This window comes from Salegentibacter tibetensis, assembly GCF_020164485.1.
GTDB classification, from domain to species: domain Bacteria; phylum Bacteroidota; class Bacteroidia; order Flavobacteriales; family Flavobacteriaceae; genus Salegentibacter; species Salegentibacter tibetensis.
Genome location: NZ_JAIQZA010000003.1, coordinates 149,837 through 163,714 on the forward strand (window position 1 = coordinate 149,837; position 13,878 = coordinate 163,714).

Here is a 13,878-nt window from a genome sequence, read left to right on the forward strand (position 1 = left end):
TCTTTTTTTAGAAGATCAATTCCCGAAATTCCCAGGCTTTATAGCTGTAGAAAATTAAAAATCCTACCGCTACTACGAGCTCCATAAAAGTGGAAGCAAGCAAGCCGATAAACGACCCGTATGCCGCACGTAAAGCTGATTTGGAATCAGATTTATTGATGATTTCACCAATAAAAGCTCCGGCAAAAGCTCCAATTACTATTCCCAGCGGGATTGGCACAAAAATACCAATCACCAATCCAATAGTGGCTCCCCACATTCCGGCTTTACTGCCGCCATATTTTTTTGTGCCCATGGCGGGGATAATAAGCTGCAGGGCATAAATTATAGCGGCGAGAATAAAAGCGATTCCCAATACCCAGTAATTCATTGGCACCGATGGCGCCAAATACAGTAGGAGTAATCCCACCCAACTAAGCGGTACGCCGGGTAAGACCGGTAAAAAACTACCAAGGATCGCCAGGATCATTAACACCGCTCCAATTGCAAAAAATATAAGGTCCATAGTCTTTCAAAATAAATTGATTTTCAAAGATAGATTAATTCCGAATTAAATTTTTAACTAAAAGATTAGGTTAAACTAAAATGTTAGTTTATATTTGATTGTATTTTAAAATTATGCCTATGGAATATAAAACTGTTTTAAAGGTTTTTATCATTATTTCCCTAATGATTGGAATTACTGGTTGTAGGGAAGAAACTCAGGCTAAAGTAGAAACCTTAGATAATAAGAAAGAAATTGCAACCTTCAATTTTGATAATAAGAGAGAACTATCTGAATATAAAAAACTGGAGTTAGATAAAACTCATCCCAATTTATTGAATCCGGCAATTTCAAAATCTGAATATAAATTAGTAGTTCAATCCTGGACAGAGTTACATCAGAAAATTGGTGATTATCTTTCAGAACATGATTTTAACTGGGAAATAGAAGATACTGCGGTATCTATAGTGCATAAAATATACTTTAAGCCTAATGGAGAGATTGAAAATTACTTCTTTAATGTTTTAAATGAAAATGTTTCGAAACAAAAGAAAAAACAGTTTGCGAGTTTAGTTTCCGACTTTGCAAGAGATAATCACATCGAGTTTAAAAAGGATGAAGGTTTTGCTCAATGCGGTAAAACGAGATATTTTAATGAGTGAAAATAGATTTCCGTCTGCACGGAAATGACAAAGAAATATTTATGAAACAACTAACCAAGGCTGAGGAAGAGATTATGCAAATTCTCTGGAAACTGGAGAAAGCAAATGTTGCTTCTATAATTGAGGAAATGCCGGAGCCAAAGCCGGCTTATAATACGGTTTCTACCATTGTGAGGATCCTGGAGGATAAAGGTTTTGTAGATCACGAAAAGAAGGGGAAAGGTTACTTGTATTTTCCGCTTTTGGCGCGTGAAACCTATAGCAACCAAAGCATCAATAAATTGATGAACAATTATTTTAATGGCTCCTTTAAAAGTATGGTTTCTTTTTTTATGAAAAAGAACGATATGGACACCAAAGACCTGGAAGCCATTTTAAAAGAAATCAATAAAAAAGAGAAATAATGTTACAGTATATACTTCAGGTGGTGTTGTTTCAACTCGGCTTTTTGCTGATGTATGAACTGCTGCTCAAAAAAGAGACATTTTTTACCATAAACAGGTGGTATTTATTGGTGACACCGCTCGTTTCCCTTTTTCTGCCTTTGCTAAAATTTCAAAGTTTAGCTATGCTAGTACCAGCTGAATCTATCTCGGCACTTTCACAGGTATGGCTTCCCGAAGTTTATATTGGCGGTCAGCCTGAAAATATTCAGCAATTACCCGCCGTAAGTGTAGCGCAGGAGCAAGGGTTGCAAATTAATTGGTGGTTGGTGACTTATATTTCAGGCGTAGTGCTTAGTTTAATTTTATTACTGAAAAAATACCGAAACCTAAATCATTTATTTCGCTTCCGAAGAATTTCTGAAGACAAAGAACTGCGAATAATTGAAGTTCCTAATTCAAATATTGCCTGTACGTTCTTCAAAACCGTGTTTTTGGGCGATAAATTATCTGCAGTAGAAAAGCAACAAATCCTGTCTCACGAGCTGGTTCATGTAAAACAAAAACACAGCCTGGATCTGCTGTTTTTTGAAGTTTTAAAAATTTTATTCTGGTTTAATCCGCTGGTGTACATCTACCAGAGCAGGATCGCAACTTTGCATGAGTTCATCGCCGATGCAAATGTGGTAAAAACTACCGCCAAACGCAGCTATTATGAACAGTTGCTTAACACCGCGTTTAACACGCAGAATATTTCATTCATCAATCAATTTTTTAATCATTCATTAATCAAAAAACGAATTATTATGTTACAAAAATCAAGATCAAAAACCATCGCGAAATTCAAGTACCTTTTTGTGCTGCCCTTACTTTTTATGATGCTCACTTATGTGTCCTGTTCAGAAGAAAATTCATCTATGAACGCTCAGGAAGATTCGCTATCTCAGTATAGCTATACTTTAGAAAAAGGGGAAGAAATGGTTGGAGAAAAAAAGAGAATTCATAAGAAGTATGAAGATTTCCTTACCAATAATCCGGATTATGTAAGTTGGGCTACGATCGATGGTCAATCCATAAGCTATTCTGTACATAGTGTAGAGGAAGAAGTGCCTGAGGGCTACATCAAATTATACGTTAGCGATAAATATGATATGTACATCAATTTACCGAATTCCGGAAAAGAAAAAGACGCTGATAAATATGCTGAAGAAATAGAATATGATAGCGATAATGCGGTTCCTTTTGCAGTAATTGATGAGGTTCCTGTTTTTCAGGGTTGTGAAAATCTAACTTCAAATGAGGAGCGAAAGAAGTGTATGTCTAATAAAATTTCGCAGTTTGTAAATAGAAATTTTAATACCGGTTTAAGTAAGGAGTTAAACCTTGAAGAACCTAGTCGTATAATTACTCAATTTAGAATAGATGAAACCGGGAAGGTTGTAGATATAAAAGCTCGGGCATCCCGTCCTGAACTGCAAACCGAAGCCATTCGGGTTATTTCTGAACTTCCTAAAATGAAGCCTGGGAAACAGGGAGGGAAAGATGTTAGTGTTATGTATTCACTACCTATTATTTTAAACAATTGAATAAAATCAGTTTCATTATTATATTAATGTTAGCCTTCAAAGCCGAAGCTCAAACTTCGGCTTTGGCCATTTCAGATAGTTTGTATGCCGTGGGGGAATATTCGGAAGCGATAGATAAACTCCAGGAAATAACTCCCAGGACAGAGAAAACCTATCTTAAGCTAGCTAAGAATTATGCTGCGAATCGACAACCCGAAATCGCGCTGGAGAACTACAAAAAGGTTTTAAACCAAAATCCAGATCGTATTCTAACCACCATAGATTATGGCGACTTACTGGTGAAAACCGGAAAATTGGAAACTGCCGATAGTCTTTTTAAAGAATTGGCCGAAAAATATCCGAAGAACGCCAATTTTAAGTTTCAGCAGGCTTTAATTAAGGAAAAACTAGAAGACAGTACAGCGATGCATTATTTTATGTACACTATCATGCTGGACACTACGCACCAGGCAGCGCTTTACAAAGTAGCTAAAGATAAATTAAAGAACCGCCAGTACACCATGGCAGAGCATTATAGTAAACGCGGGCTTCGGGCAAATCCTAATAATCCCTCTTTGCTTTCTATTCTGGCACAAACTTATTCTTCATTAAAACTCTATAAAGAAGCGATTCCGCCTTATGAAAAGTTGATTGATCTTGGGCAGGGCACCGAGTTTATCTATAACAAACTTGGATTTGCTTATTATCAAATTGGAGATTATAAAGAGGCGATTACATTGTATAAAAAGGCGTTGGAGCTGGAAGACCGAAATTCGGCCACGCATTATACCCTCGGAAAATTGTATGCCTTAACGGGGGATTTAGATAAGTCTGAAACCCATTTATTGATGTCTATTCTTATTAAAAAACAACCGGTAGATGCTGAATATTTGAGTCTGGGGCTTACCTACAAAATGCAGGAAGATTATAAAGATGCACTGGAATATTTTAATAAAGCCCTGGAAGAAAACCCCGATAACGAAAGAGCCTTATACGAACGTGCCGTAGCAGCCGATAATTATTTTGCTGATGATGAGACCGCAATTGGTTATTACCAGGCTTATTTTAATAAATACGAAAGTATTGGAAACGACGGGATGTTATATCGTGCAAAAACCAGGATAAGCGATCTTAAGAAAAAAATACATTTAGCTGGAAATTAGCTTGGGTGAAAACTTTCAGGGCAAAGACAAATAAACATTTTTTAGAATATAAAAATATCAATCTGGATGACTCCGGCTGGCAGGAAGATGTGAAGTCTTTAGAACTGGATGTGATTAAAGATTAGCTATTGATTTTCACAAAGCTTTCTTTTAAATTTCATTACTTTTGCTCAAAGTCCAAGCGCGTTTGCCAATGAAAAAAGCTTTACTCGATAATCGAGATTTAAATGCTCTGAAACCTGTCTCGAGATTTAAGTGTTGTTGCTTCTATAATTGCCTCCTGATTTTGTTCCGGCGAAGTTTACTTGCAATTGCTGTTTTAGCAGTTTTCTCCTGTAATTTTGAGACTAAGAAAATTTCTTCAGAAGAAGTGCTGGAGCTTGAATCCCGAACGCTTAATTGGAAAGAAGTGGACGAATATCCTGCTTTTGAAAATTGCCAGAATGAAACCGAACTTCGTGCGGCACGCGAATGCTTTGAGCGGGAAGTCGCTGAAAATATTTACGCTTATCTTTCCAAACAACAACCCGTAGTAACTGAATCTATAGACGATACGCTTTATCTTTACCTTGAAATTAATAGCTCGGGACGTCCCGAGATAGATTCGGTACAAATAGATTCTACACTAAACAATCAACTTCCGGAATTAAGATTGTGGTTAAATCAAAGTATAGATTCCCTTCCAAAAATTTACCCGGCCAGCAAGCGAGGTGTGCCGGTTTCTACCGTTTTTAAAATGCCTATTGTTATTAAAGCTGAATAAGCCAAAAGTTAGAAATACGAGGTTAGAGGTACGAATTAATATTACTTTTATCTGGGGTTATTTCTAAATTATCAAACATAACATTCCTGTTATATATAAATCTCGTAAATTTAGTTAGCAAAAAACTTCAGATGAAAAAAGTAGAAATATATGTTGAAAAAGCTGAAGATGGGACGTATTGGGGTAGCTCTCAAAATATTCCTGGTGGTATAAGTGCTTTTGGAAATTCATTGGATGAACTAAAGCAAAATCTAAAGATTGCATTTCAGGATATAAAGAAGTAGCCGAAGATCTTAATGAAGATTGGTTAGATGAACTCAAAGATTTAGGTGAATTTGAATACAAGCTTGATATAGCTTCATTCTTTAAACTTCTCCCGATAAAAATTTCTGCTATTGCCGAAAAACCGGTATAAATCCTTCATTGATGCGTCAATATGCCAGCGGAAAAGCAAATGCTTCAGAAGAAAGGGCAAGAAAAATTGAAAAAGCCATTCACGAATTAGGCGAAGACCTTCTTTCCATTTCTATCTAATTCCCAATCACCACATTCCATTTTTTTACCGTCCAGGCTTTTATGAGTCCGTTTTTTACATAAGGATCGTTCTCTGCAAAAGATTTAGCTATTTTATCTGTCTCGGCTTTAAAAACCAGTACAGCTTCGTTAGCTGAATCTATAGTACCACCTAGCGTAAGGTAGCCTTCATTAAAATATTCGGTGGCGTGGTTTAAATGTTCTTTCCTGAAATTTACTCGATCTTCAAGGTAATTTTCTCCGGTGATATAACTTAAAATATAATAATCCATCTTTATCTTTTGAATTGTCTTCCTTTCCAGTAAAAGTCCGAAAATAGGGATTTCACGGCTACGTAAGTGCTAAAAAAAGGATAAAAGATACTACTCCAAAAATAACTTCGCAAGACTGTTTCCCGCTGAAAAAATTTAGCTGAACTGAAGATTAAAATAAAATCCAAATTGAATTTTATTAGAAAAATAATCAAAATAGGTTGGTAAGGCAAAACCAGAACAAACACTAAAATAGCAGCGATCACCAGGCTTAAATTCATTAAAAGAACGCTTAGTCCTGTAAATTTAGCGAACAGGCTTTTGTAGGCCGGAGCTTTAGAAGCCCATCTTATCCTTTGAGAAACCAAATTGCCTAAATTATTCTGAGGACGAGTATACACAATAGCATTTCGACTTTTCAAAAATCCGACCTTATAATTTTCCTGCTGAAATTTTTGAAGCAGGAAAACATCGTCGCCACTGGCAATTTCATCATTTCCCGAGAACCCCGAAACCTCTAAAAAAGCTTCCTTTTCATAACATAAATTAGCGCCGTTGCACATAAAAGCTTTTTCTAACCCAAAAGCTCCTGCGGTTGATGCCTGTAGGCTTAAAATATCGAGCTCTTCAAAATTTCGAAAGTTGGGTTTTTGTTTAATTTTTGCAGCAACTTGACGTAAAGAAACCGGACCGGCAATGAGCCTATTTCCGGTTTTTAGAATAAAATCGCTATAAGTTTTTAACCAGTTTTCAGGAACACGGCAATCGGCATCGGTGGTAAGGATATATTCCAAATTTGCTGAATTAATAGCAGTGCTAATAGCGTCTTTTTTCGGCGAATTTGAAACTCGTCTATTTTCTAAAATTACTAGTTTGAATTCTGAATAAGTTTTCTGGAATTTTTCTATGATTTCTACCGAGTTATCTTCAGATTCATCATTGACCAGTATAATTTCAAATTTTGTTTTTAGGTAATTTATTTGAGTGAGGGAATTAAGTAAATCCGGTAAATTTTCGGCTTCATTTCTGAAAGGAATAACTATGGAAAACCCGATTTCCGCAGGTGAATTTTCCGAAGGGAATTCCTGTGTTTTTTTCCAGCCATAAAGCAGCATTAGGATTAAAACCGAATAACAGATACAGATGATAATAAAGATAAACATATTCGGTTTTTTAATCCCTCATTGAGGGTTTAATTCCCCGAGGCTTGCCTCGAAATTATAAAATAGTTTTCTAACTCATACCTCGTGGGCTTTCCCCGAGGTTCTTGATTTCTTAATTTCCCTGTAAAGTAAACTAATTTACAGCAAAACCACGGGCGGTAAAGTAGAAAAGTGCTTCCAGTAATTTTGTAATTAGAACCCCGCTTAGCGAGTAAGGAAATGAAATTGCTTAGCTTTGCGAAGCTGGCTGAAATTATGCGAGCTTTAAACCGAAACAGCTATTTTGAAGAGCGAAAGAATTATTTTAGGAATTGATCCCGGCACCACTATTATGGGTTTCGGACTCATAAAAGTGGAGAACAAAGAGATGAAATTTATGCAGCTGAACGAATTGCAGCTGAGTAAATACAGCGACCCCTACGTAAAACTAAAATTGATTTTTGAGCGCACCATAGAATTGATCGACACTTATCATCCCGATGAAATCGCGATTGAAGCCCCATTTTTTGGAAAAAATGTGCAGTCTATGCTTAAACTTGGTAGGGCACAAGGCGTGGCGATGGCTGCCGGTCTTTCACGACAAATACCAATTACCGAATATTTACCCAAGAAAATAAAAATGGCGATTACCGGCAATGGGAACGCCAGCAAGGAACAGGTGGCTAAAATGCTGCAAAGTTTACTTGGCTTGAAATCCCTGCCCAAAAATCTCGACTCAACCGATGGGTTAGCTGCAGCGGTTTGTCATTTTTACAATTCGGGGCGGACTGAAGTTGGTAAAAATTATACCGGTTGGGCGGCTTTTGTAAAGCAAAACCCGAAGAAAATTAAATAATTTCAGGTAATCTTCAAATCAACAAAATGTCTGGTATCTACATCCACATTCCTTTTTGTAAGCAGGCCTGCCATTATTGTGATTTTCATTTTTCTACCTCTTTAAAAAAGAAAGGGCAGCTGGTGGAGATGCTTTGCAAGGAATTGGTATTGCGAAAAGACGAACTTACATCACCTGAAATTCAGACAATTTATTTAGGAGGTGGCACTCCGAGTTTACTGGAAGCCGATGAACTTCAGCAGATTTTTGAAACAATTTACGCTAATTATAAAATTGCTGAAAACCCCGAAATCACCCTTGAGGCAAATCCAGATGATTTAACCGAAGAAAAAATTAAAATGCTGGCGGCTTCGAAGATCAACCGTTTAAGCATTGGAATCCAGTCATTTTTTGAGGAAGATTTAAAGCTGATGAACCGTGCTCATAATTCGGAAGAAGCTTTAAAAAGCATCAATCTCTCCAAACAATATTTTGATAATATTTCCATAGACCTTATTTACGGAATTCCCGGGATGAGTTTAGAGCAGTGGAAAAGAAACCTCGAAATCTCGCTTGAACTCGGCGTACCACATATTTCCAGTTATGCGCTAACGGTAGAACCGAATACTGCGCTTCAGAAGTTTATTGAAAGAGGGAAAATTAAACCGGTAGACGATGAAGCTGCCAAACTTCACTTTGAAATTTTAGTTGAAACCCTTACCAAAAATGGCTTTGAACATTATGAATTTTCCAATTTCGGCAAACCAGGCTATTTTTCACAAAACAATACAGCTTACTGGCTGGGGAAACCTTATTTGGGAATTGGTCCTGCTGCTCATTCTTACGATGGTAATTCCCGGAAATGGAATATTTCTAACAATCCGATTTATATAAAATCATTGGTAAAAGGCGAAATTCCGCAGGAAACAGAAGAATTATCAATTTCAGATAAATACAACGAATATGTAATGACAAGGCTACGCACTAAATTTGGGGTCGATATTGATGAGGTTGGTGAAAAATTTGGGGAAAGTTATAAAGATCATTTTCTCAACCTGGCAAAACCGCTGCAAAAAGAAAATTTACTAAAAGAAACTAGTGGTATTTTCTATATTACTTCAAAAGGAAAATTTTTAAGCGATGGTATCGCGGCAGATTTGTTTTTTCTGAGTGAATAAGTTTTGTTTCCTATTTAGGAAACTTTTATCTTTGAGTAAAATCACATCGTGGCAGGTAAGATAAAAGTCGAGTTTTTAGAAGAAGTTTTGCAGTTTCTTGATTCTGTAGATGTAAAAGCCCAAAAGAAAATTCTGTTAAATATTGATAAGTTTACTCACACCAGAGATAAAGAACTATTTAAGAAGTTAAGTGCGGATATTTGGGAGTTTAGAAGGCTCTATAACAAAAAACAATACCGGCTTTTTGCATTTTGGGATAAACGAAAAACCAATATTACTGTAGTTGTGGCAACCCATGGGATAATTAAAAAAAACGCAAAAAACTCCGAAGAAGGAAATTCAGAAAGCTACAGAGCTAATGAAAAGATATTTTGAAGATTAATAAAATAGGATGCTATGAAAACATATTCTTTAGATGAGGTAAAAGACAGGTATATTGGTAAAGAAGGCACTGCTGAAAGAGACCAGTATGAAAACGAGTTACGTCTTGATATAATTGGCGATGCAATAAAAACAGCAAGGAAAGAAAGAAAATTGACCCAATCGCAACTTGGAGAACTTGTTGGTGTAAAAAAAGCGCAAATCTCTAAAATTGAAAACAACCTTAAAGATGCTCGTTTTGAAACTATTCTGAAGGTTTTTAAGGCGCTTGATGCAAAAGTGAGTTTTAATGTAGAGCTGGAAAACAGGGAGCTTGATCTTGCTGAATAATTGCTTTTGAATAAGAACAAACCCTTCCGTCTTTATCAGCTGGTGCTGATAAACCCACCTTCCCTTGAAAAGGGAAGGTACTCTTGATATAATCAAATTTTCACTGCTTAACGTGCAAAACTTTTTTAATACATTTAGCTTGTGAAAGCAAGTATAGAACTCAACAACAAAACCTACCACACAGATTTTTCGAAACCCTTAGATATTTCAATCGGGTTGCGGGGGGATGCCAAAAATCCGGTGGCCTGGTATTTGGATGCGCCAAGAATAAACCCGGTAAAAGATGGGGGTTTTATAGGGAAGGTTTCCGAAGGTGCTTCGGTTAATTTTAATAACATCCTATTTAATCCCCACGCACACGGAACCCATACCGAATGTGTTGGGCATATTTCCAGGGAATTTCATAGCATCAATCAAACGCTAAAAACTTTCTTCTTTTTTTCTAAATTAATTTCGATAGAACCTGAAACAATAGGTGAAGACCAGGTGATTTCCGTAGCAATTTTAAAGGAAAAATTTAAAAATAAAGATACAGAGGCTTTAATTATTCGAACGCTTCCCAATTTTCGGGAAAAACAAACGAGAAAATATTCGCATACCAACTGGGCCTACCTCAGCGAGGATGCTGCGGTTTACCTTAGAAATTGCGGGGTAAAACATTTGCTAATCGATTTACCATCGGTAGATAAAGAAAAGGACGGTGGGAAGTTACTGGCGCACAAAGCTTTTTGGAACTACCCCAAAAATACACGCTTTGAAGCCACAATCACTGAGCTTATTTATCTCCCAAATTCTATCGAGGATGGGGATTATTTGCTAAACCTGCAATTCGCTTCTTTTGAAAATGATGCCAGCCCTTCAAAACCTGTCTTATATAAAATTCAGCAGCAATGAAAATAACACTCAAACTCGAAGAGCTCGCAATGTTACTGTTGGGGGGCTTTGCTTTTAGTCGATTAGATTTGGCCTGGTGGTGGTTTTTGGTTTTGTTTTTCACACCAGATTTTGGAATGCTGGGTTATCTCTTCGGAAATAAAATCGGCGCTCTCACCTACAACATTTTTCACCATAAAGGCCTTGCCATTTTGCTATGGTTCTTGGGATTTTATCTTCAAAATGAGGTATTTCAATTAATAGGCGTAATTTTGTTTTCGCACGCGGCTTTTGATCGTATTTTAGGCTACGGACTCAAATATGAAAAAGGCTTCAAATTCACTCATTTGGGAGAAATAGGAAAGTAATATGGAATTTTTATTTATCGGTTTGGCCGTGGGAGCGGTTGTGGCTTATTTTATTTTTGCCCGGTTTAACAGAGAAAAATCAAAGCTTAAAACCAACGAGCAATCGCTGGTGATTATGGACAAGATAAAAAGCGTTTGCAAGTTCATTACGGTTGAAGGCGATTTTTCTGAAATCTATCATTACGAGAATTTAAAGGAAAAATACCTGAGTTTGCTCCTGGGGAAGAAAAAAGCCATTGTGTTGGTAAATGCCAAAGCCCACGTAGGATTTGACCTTAGCAAAATTCGAATGAATAGCGATAACGAGAAAAGAACGATTATACTTACCAATTTTCCCCAACCGGAACTGCTTACCGTAGAAACCGATTTTAAATATTATGACAAGCGGGAAGGCTGGGCCAATCCTTTTACCACTTCAGATCTCACCGATATTAACCGCGATGCGAAAAATTATATCGTAGATAAGATCCCGCAAAGCGGACTTTTGGACCAGGCACGAAAAGAGGCTTTAGATACCATTTTATTAATGGAAAAAATTGTGGAAACCATAGGTTGGAAACTCGATTATACCGCGCTGACTTTAGAGGATAAAAACCAGAAGAGGATCGAAAATTAAATTGATACGTCATTCTGAACTTGTTTCAGAATCTAGCGTGTTTTTTAAAGTTTTTCAATTTTCACCGAAATGACAAGACTTATATTATGGACATTGAGACCCTTAGAAATTACTGCATTGGCAAAAAAGGCGTGACCGAAGAACTGCCTTTTGGGCCAGATACGCTGGTTTTTAAAGTGATGGGGAAGATTTTTGCACTGGCCGGACTGGATTCCGCTCCTATTAGCGTAAATTTAAAGTGCGACCCTGCAAAAGCCTTAGAACTTCGAGAAGAGTATGAAGCTCATATTTTACCCGGTTATCATATGAATAAAAAACACTGGAATACCGTGATCCTGGACGGCCGCCTGAACCTCGATTTTATTTATGAATTGATAGACCATTCCTACGATTTGGTAATAGCGGGCTTAACGAAAAAACAACAACAAGAACTTAAAGATTTAGATGAATAACCCACTCGAATTTTATAAAAAACAAAAAGGAATACATCAGCAGGAATTAGGCAAGATTTCAAGAAAATTGATGGTTTCCAGTTTAATTCGCTTACTGATTTTCCTGGCAATTTGCTTCGCTATTTATTATTTCTTTGGAAATATGAACGTGATCGTTCCGGTAATTATCGGAGGGATAGCGCTTTTCCTTTTTCTGGTTTCCCGGCACAGCGACCTTAAGGATAAAAGTGACAAGCAAAAGGAAATCATCAAGCTAAACGAACTGGAAATCGATATTCTAAAAACCAGAAATTTCCACGAATTGCCAAACGGAAGCGAATTTGAAAATCCGTTGCATGCTTACAGTCAGGACATTGATTTGTTTGGTCAGGGATCGTTTTTTCAATATTCCAATCGAACTTCGCTTTACGAGGGTACTAAAAAACTCGCCGGTATTTTTACCGAAAACAGCATTGAGGATATTCAGCAGAAACAGGAAACCATAAAAGAATTAGCGCAAAAATCGGAATGGCGGCAGGAGTTTACCGCGCTGGCCAAATTGGTGAAGACCGAAACCCCTTCAAAAACCGTGATTGATTGGTTTAAAAATTATAAAAACTTTGTCCCGAATTATATCAAATGGCTGCCCGCAGTATTTTCGGTGATTTCGATTTTAGTTATCGCAGGTTACTCTTTTGATTATTTAAAGGGCATCCATCTTTTTCTTTGGTTTCTGGCCGGATTACTTTTTACCGGAATTTACCTGAAAAAGATCAATTTACTTTCGGGTAGTGTGAGTAAAATTCAGGATACTTTTCATCAATACCATTTCTTACTTGGACTTATAGAACGGGAAAATTTTTCTTCGGAAGCCTTAAAGAAGAATCAGGAACTTATTAATGCTGAAAAGAAAAAAGCCTCGGCGATTTTTAAAGAATTTTCCAAAGCCATTGATTCGTTAGACCAGCGAAACAATATGCTCTTTGGTATTTTCGCCAATGGGTTTTTGCTTTGGGACCTTCGCCAAAGTTATAAACTGGAAAAATGGATTTCAGCCTACCGTCAACACGTAGAAAACTGGTTTGAAGTGATTGAATTTACCGATGCCTATAATTCGCTGGGTAATTTTGTTTTTAACCATCCGGACTATGTTTTTCCTGAAATCATCAATGAAAAAAGAGGGATTTCTGCAGAGAAATTAGCGCACCCACTTTTAGATCCTGAAAAAAGAATAGCCAACGATTTTGCAATTGGCGATGAAGAATTTTTTATCATTACCGGGGCAAATATGGCTGGAAAAAGCACGTTCTTAAGAACGGTTTCCCTGCAAATTTTAATGAGCAATATCGGGCTGCCGGTTTGTGCTGAAGCTTGCAAATATTCGCCAATTAAACTTATTACCAGTATGCGCACCAGTGATTCTTTAAGTGACGACGAATCCTATTTCTTTTCAGAACTAAAGCGGCTTAAATTTATTGTAGATGAAATTAAAACCGACCGGTATTTTATAATTCTGGATGAAATCTTAAAAGGAACGAACAGTAGCGATAAAGCCATTGGCTCTAAAAAATTCATCAGAAAACTGGTTAATTCCAATTCCACCGGAATTATCGCGACGCACGATTTAAGTTTATGTGAAATCACTTCAGAATTAAGTGAAGTTAAAAATCACTATTTCGATGCGGAGATAATAAAGGATGAGTTGCATTTTGATTATAAATTTAAAGACGGAATTTGCCAGAATATGAATGCGTCTTTTCTCCTTCGGAAAATGGAAATTGTAGATGATTAATGCAAGACCTCACAGGTTTTTGAAAATTGTAAGATTATTTTTTTAATAAGAGAGTCTAATTCCGTCAAACTGAACCTCCCCGGCCGTTCAGGCGGGCTTGTTTCAGCTTCTAACATGATTTTTATAA

The 13,878-nt window shown here is 36.9% G+C and carries 18 protein-coding genes; 15 read left to right on the forward strand and 3 right to left on the reverse strand.

The genetic code is table 11. The features are described 5' to 3' along the window. Positions 1-7 precede the first annotated feature (7 nt). The gene (locus LB467_RS02715) at positions 8-505 is read right to left on the reverse strand and encodes a DUF456 domain-containing protein (protein ID WP_224472483.1); all 498 of its coding nucleotides are present in this window, start codon (positions 503-505) and stop codon (positions 8-10) included. A gap of 119 nt (positions 506-624) precedes the next feature. Here LB467_RS02715 and LB467_RS02720 point away from each other — a divergent pair, with 119 nt between their 5' ends. From LB467_RS02720 to LB467_RS02745, 6 genes are all read left to right on the forward strand, one after another. Then, a complete protein-coding gene (locus LB467_RS02720) occupies positions 625-1,146 on the forward strand; it encodes a hypothetical protein (protein WP_224472484.1) in 522 nt (173 codons plus the stop codon). A 41-nt stretch (positions 1,147-1,187) separates the two neighbouring features. Continuing rightward, on the forward strand, positions 1,188-1,550 hold the full coding sequence (locus LB467_RS02725; RefSeq protein WP_057482135.1) for a BlaI/MecI/CopY family transcriptional regulator: 363 nt from the start codon (positions 1,188-1,190) through the stop codon (positions 1,548-1,550). Continuing rightward, positions 1,550-3,115 carry a M56 family metallopeptidase gene (locus tag LB467_RS02730; RefSeq protein ID WP_224472485.1) on the forward strand — a complete coding sequence of 522 codons (1,566 nt, stop codon included), beginning with the start codon at positions 1,550-1,552 and terminating at the stop codon, positions 3,113-3,115. The genes LB467_RS02725 and LB467_RS02730 overlap by 1 nt, the downstream gene beginning before the upstream one ends. A 26-nt stretch (positions 3,116-3,141) precedes the next feature. Then, positions 3,142-4,257 carry a tetratricopeptide repeat protein gene (locus LB467_RS02735; RefSeq protein WP_224472486.1) on the forward strand — a complete coding sequence of 372 codons (1,116 nt, stop codon included), beginning with the start codon at positions 3,142-3,144 and terminating at the stop codon, positions 4,255-4,257. Between the two features lie 286 nt (positions 4,258-4,543). Beyond that, positions 4,544-5,020, forward strand: a complete 477-nt coding sequence (locus LB467_RS02740; RefSeq protein WP_224472487.1) for a hypothetical protein — start codon at positions 4,544-4,546, stop codon at positions 5,018-5,020. Between the two features lie 131 nt (positions 5,021-5,151). Further along, positions 5,152-5,304 carry a type II toxin-antitoxin system HicB family antitoxin gene (locus LB467_RS02745; protein WP_224472488.1) on the forward strand — a complete coding sequence of 51 codons (153 nt, stop codon included), beginning with the start codon at positions 5,152-5,154 and terminating at the stop codon, positions 5,302-5,304. Positions 5,305-5,550: 246 nt separating this feature from the next. On the opposite strand, the gene LB467_RS02750 is transcribed toward LB467_RS02745, so the two are convergent. Further along, complete coding sequence (locus LB467_RS02750; RefSeq protein WP_224472489.1) at positions 5,551-5,826, reverse strand: YciI family protein; 276 nt, start codon at positions 5,824-5,826, stop codon at positions 5,551-5,553. Positions 5,827-5,828: 2 nt separating this feature from the next. Then, the gene (locus tag LB467_RS02755) at positions 5,829-6,968 is read right to left on the reverse strand and encodes a glycosyltransferase family 2 protein (RefSeq protein ID WP_224472490.1); all 1,140 of its coding nucleotides are present in this window, start codon (positions 6,966-6,968) and stop codon (positions 5,829-5,831) included. Between the two features lie 283 nt (positions 6,969-7,251). On the opposite strand from LB467_RS02755, the gene ruvC reads away from it, so the two are divergent. The 9 genes from ruvC to LB467_RS02800 all read left to right on the forward strand — a co-directional run bounded on the left by ruvC (position 7,252) and on the right by LB467_RS02800 (position 13,751). Beyond that, on the forward strand, positions 7,252-7,803 hold the full coding sequence (ruvC, locus tag LB467_RS02760; protein ID WP_224472491.1) for a crossover junction endodeoxyribonuclease RuvC: 552 nt from the start codon (positions 7,252-7,254) through the stop codon (positions 7,801-7,803). A 26-nt stretch (positions 7,804-7,829) separates the two neighbouring features. After that, positions 7,830-8,960 carry a radical SAM family heme chaperone HemW gene (gene hemW / locus LB467_RS02765; RefSeq protein ID WP_224472492.1) on the forward strand — a complete coding sequence of 377 codons (1,131 nt, stop codon included), beginning with the start codon at positions 7,830-7,832 and terminating at the stop codon, positions 8,958-8,960. Positions 8,961-9,008: 48 nt separating this feature from the next. Next, on the forward strand, positions 9,009-9,335 hold the full coding sequence (locus LB467_RS02770) for a type II toxin-antitoxin system RelE/ParE family toxin (protein ID WP_317196335.1): 327 nt from the start codon (positions 9,009-9,011) through the stop codon (positions 9,333-9,335). 21 nt (positions 9,336-9,356) lie between these two features. After that, positions 9,357-9,671 (forward strand): helix-turn-helix domain-containing protein, encoded by a 315-nt coding sequence (locus tag LB467_RS02775; protein ID WP_224472493.1) that lies wholly within the window; start codon positions 9,357-9,359, stop codon positions 9,669-9,671. A gap of 141 nt (positions 9,672-9,812) precedes the next feature. Next, on the forward strand, positions 9,813-10,565 hold the full coding sequence (locus LB467_RS02780) for a cyclase family protein (protein ID WP_224472494.1): 753 nt from the start codon (positions 9,813-9,815) through the stop codon (positions 10,563-10,565). Beyond that, complete coding sequence (locus LB467_RS02785) at positions 10,562-10,912, forward strand: DUF4260 domain-containing protein (protein WP_224472495.1); 351 nt, start codon at positions 10,562-10,564, stop codon at positions 10,910-10,912. Before LB467_RS02780 ends, LB467_RS02785 begins: the two co-directional genes overlap by 4 nt. A 1-nt stretch (position 10,913) precedes the next feature. Then, positions 10,914-11,528: a DUF4230 domain-containing protein gene (locus LB467_RS02790; protein ID WP_224472496.1), complete on the forward strand. Its 615-nt coding sequence runs from the start codon at positions 10,914-10,916 to the stop codon at positions 11,526-11,528. 86 nt (positions 11,529-11,614) lie between these two features. Beyond that, the gene (locus LB467_RS02795) at positions 11,615-11,980 is read left to right on the forward strand and encodes an MmcQ/YjbR family DNA-binding protein (protein ID WP_224472497.1); all 366 of its coding nucleotides are present in this window, start codon (positions 11,615-11,617) and stop codon (positions 11,978-11,980) included. Next, positions 11,973-13,751 carry a MutS-related protein gene (locus tag LB467_RS02800; protein WP_224472498.1) on the forward strand — a complete coding sequence of 593 codons (1,779 nt, stop codon included), beginning with the start codon at positions 11,973-11,975 and terminating at the stop codon, positions 13,749-13,751. Before LB467_RS02795 ends, LB467_RS02800 begins: the two co-directional genes overlap by 8 nt. Positions 13,752-13,878: the final 127 nt, after the last annotated feature.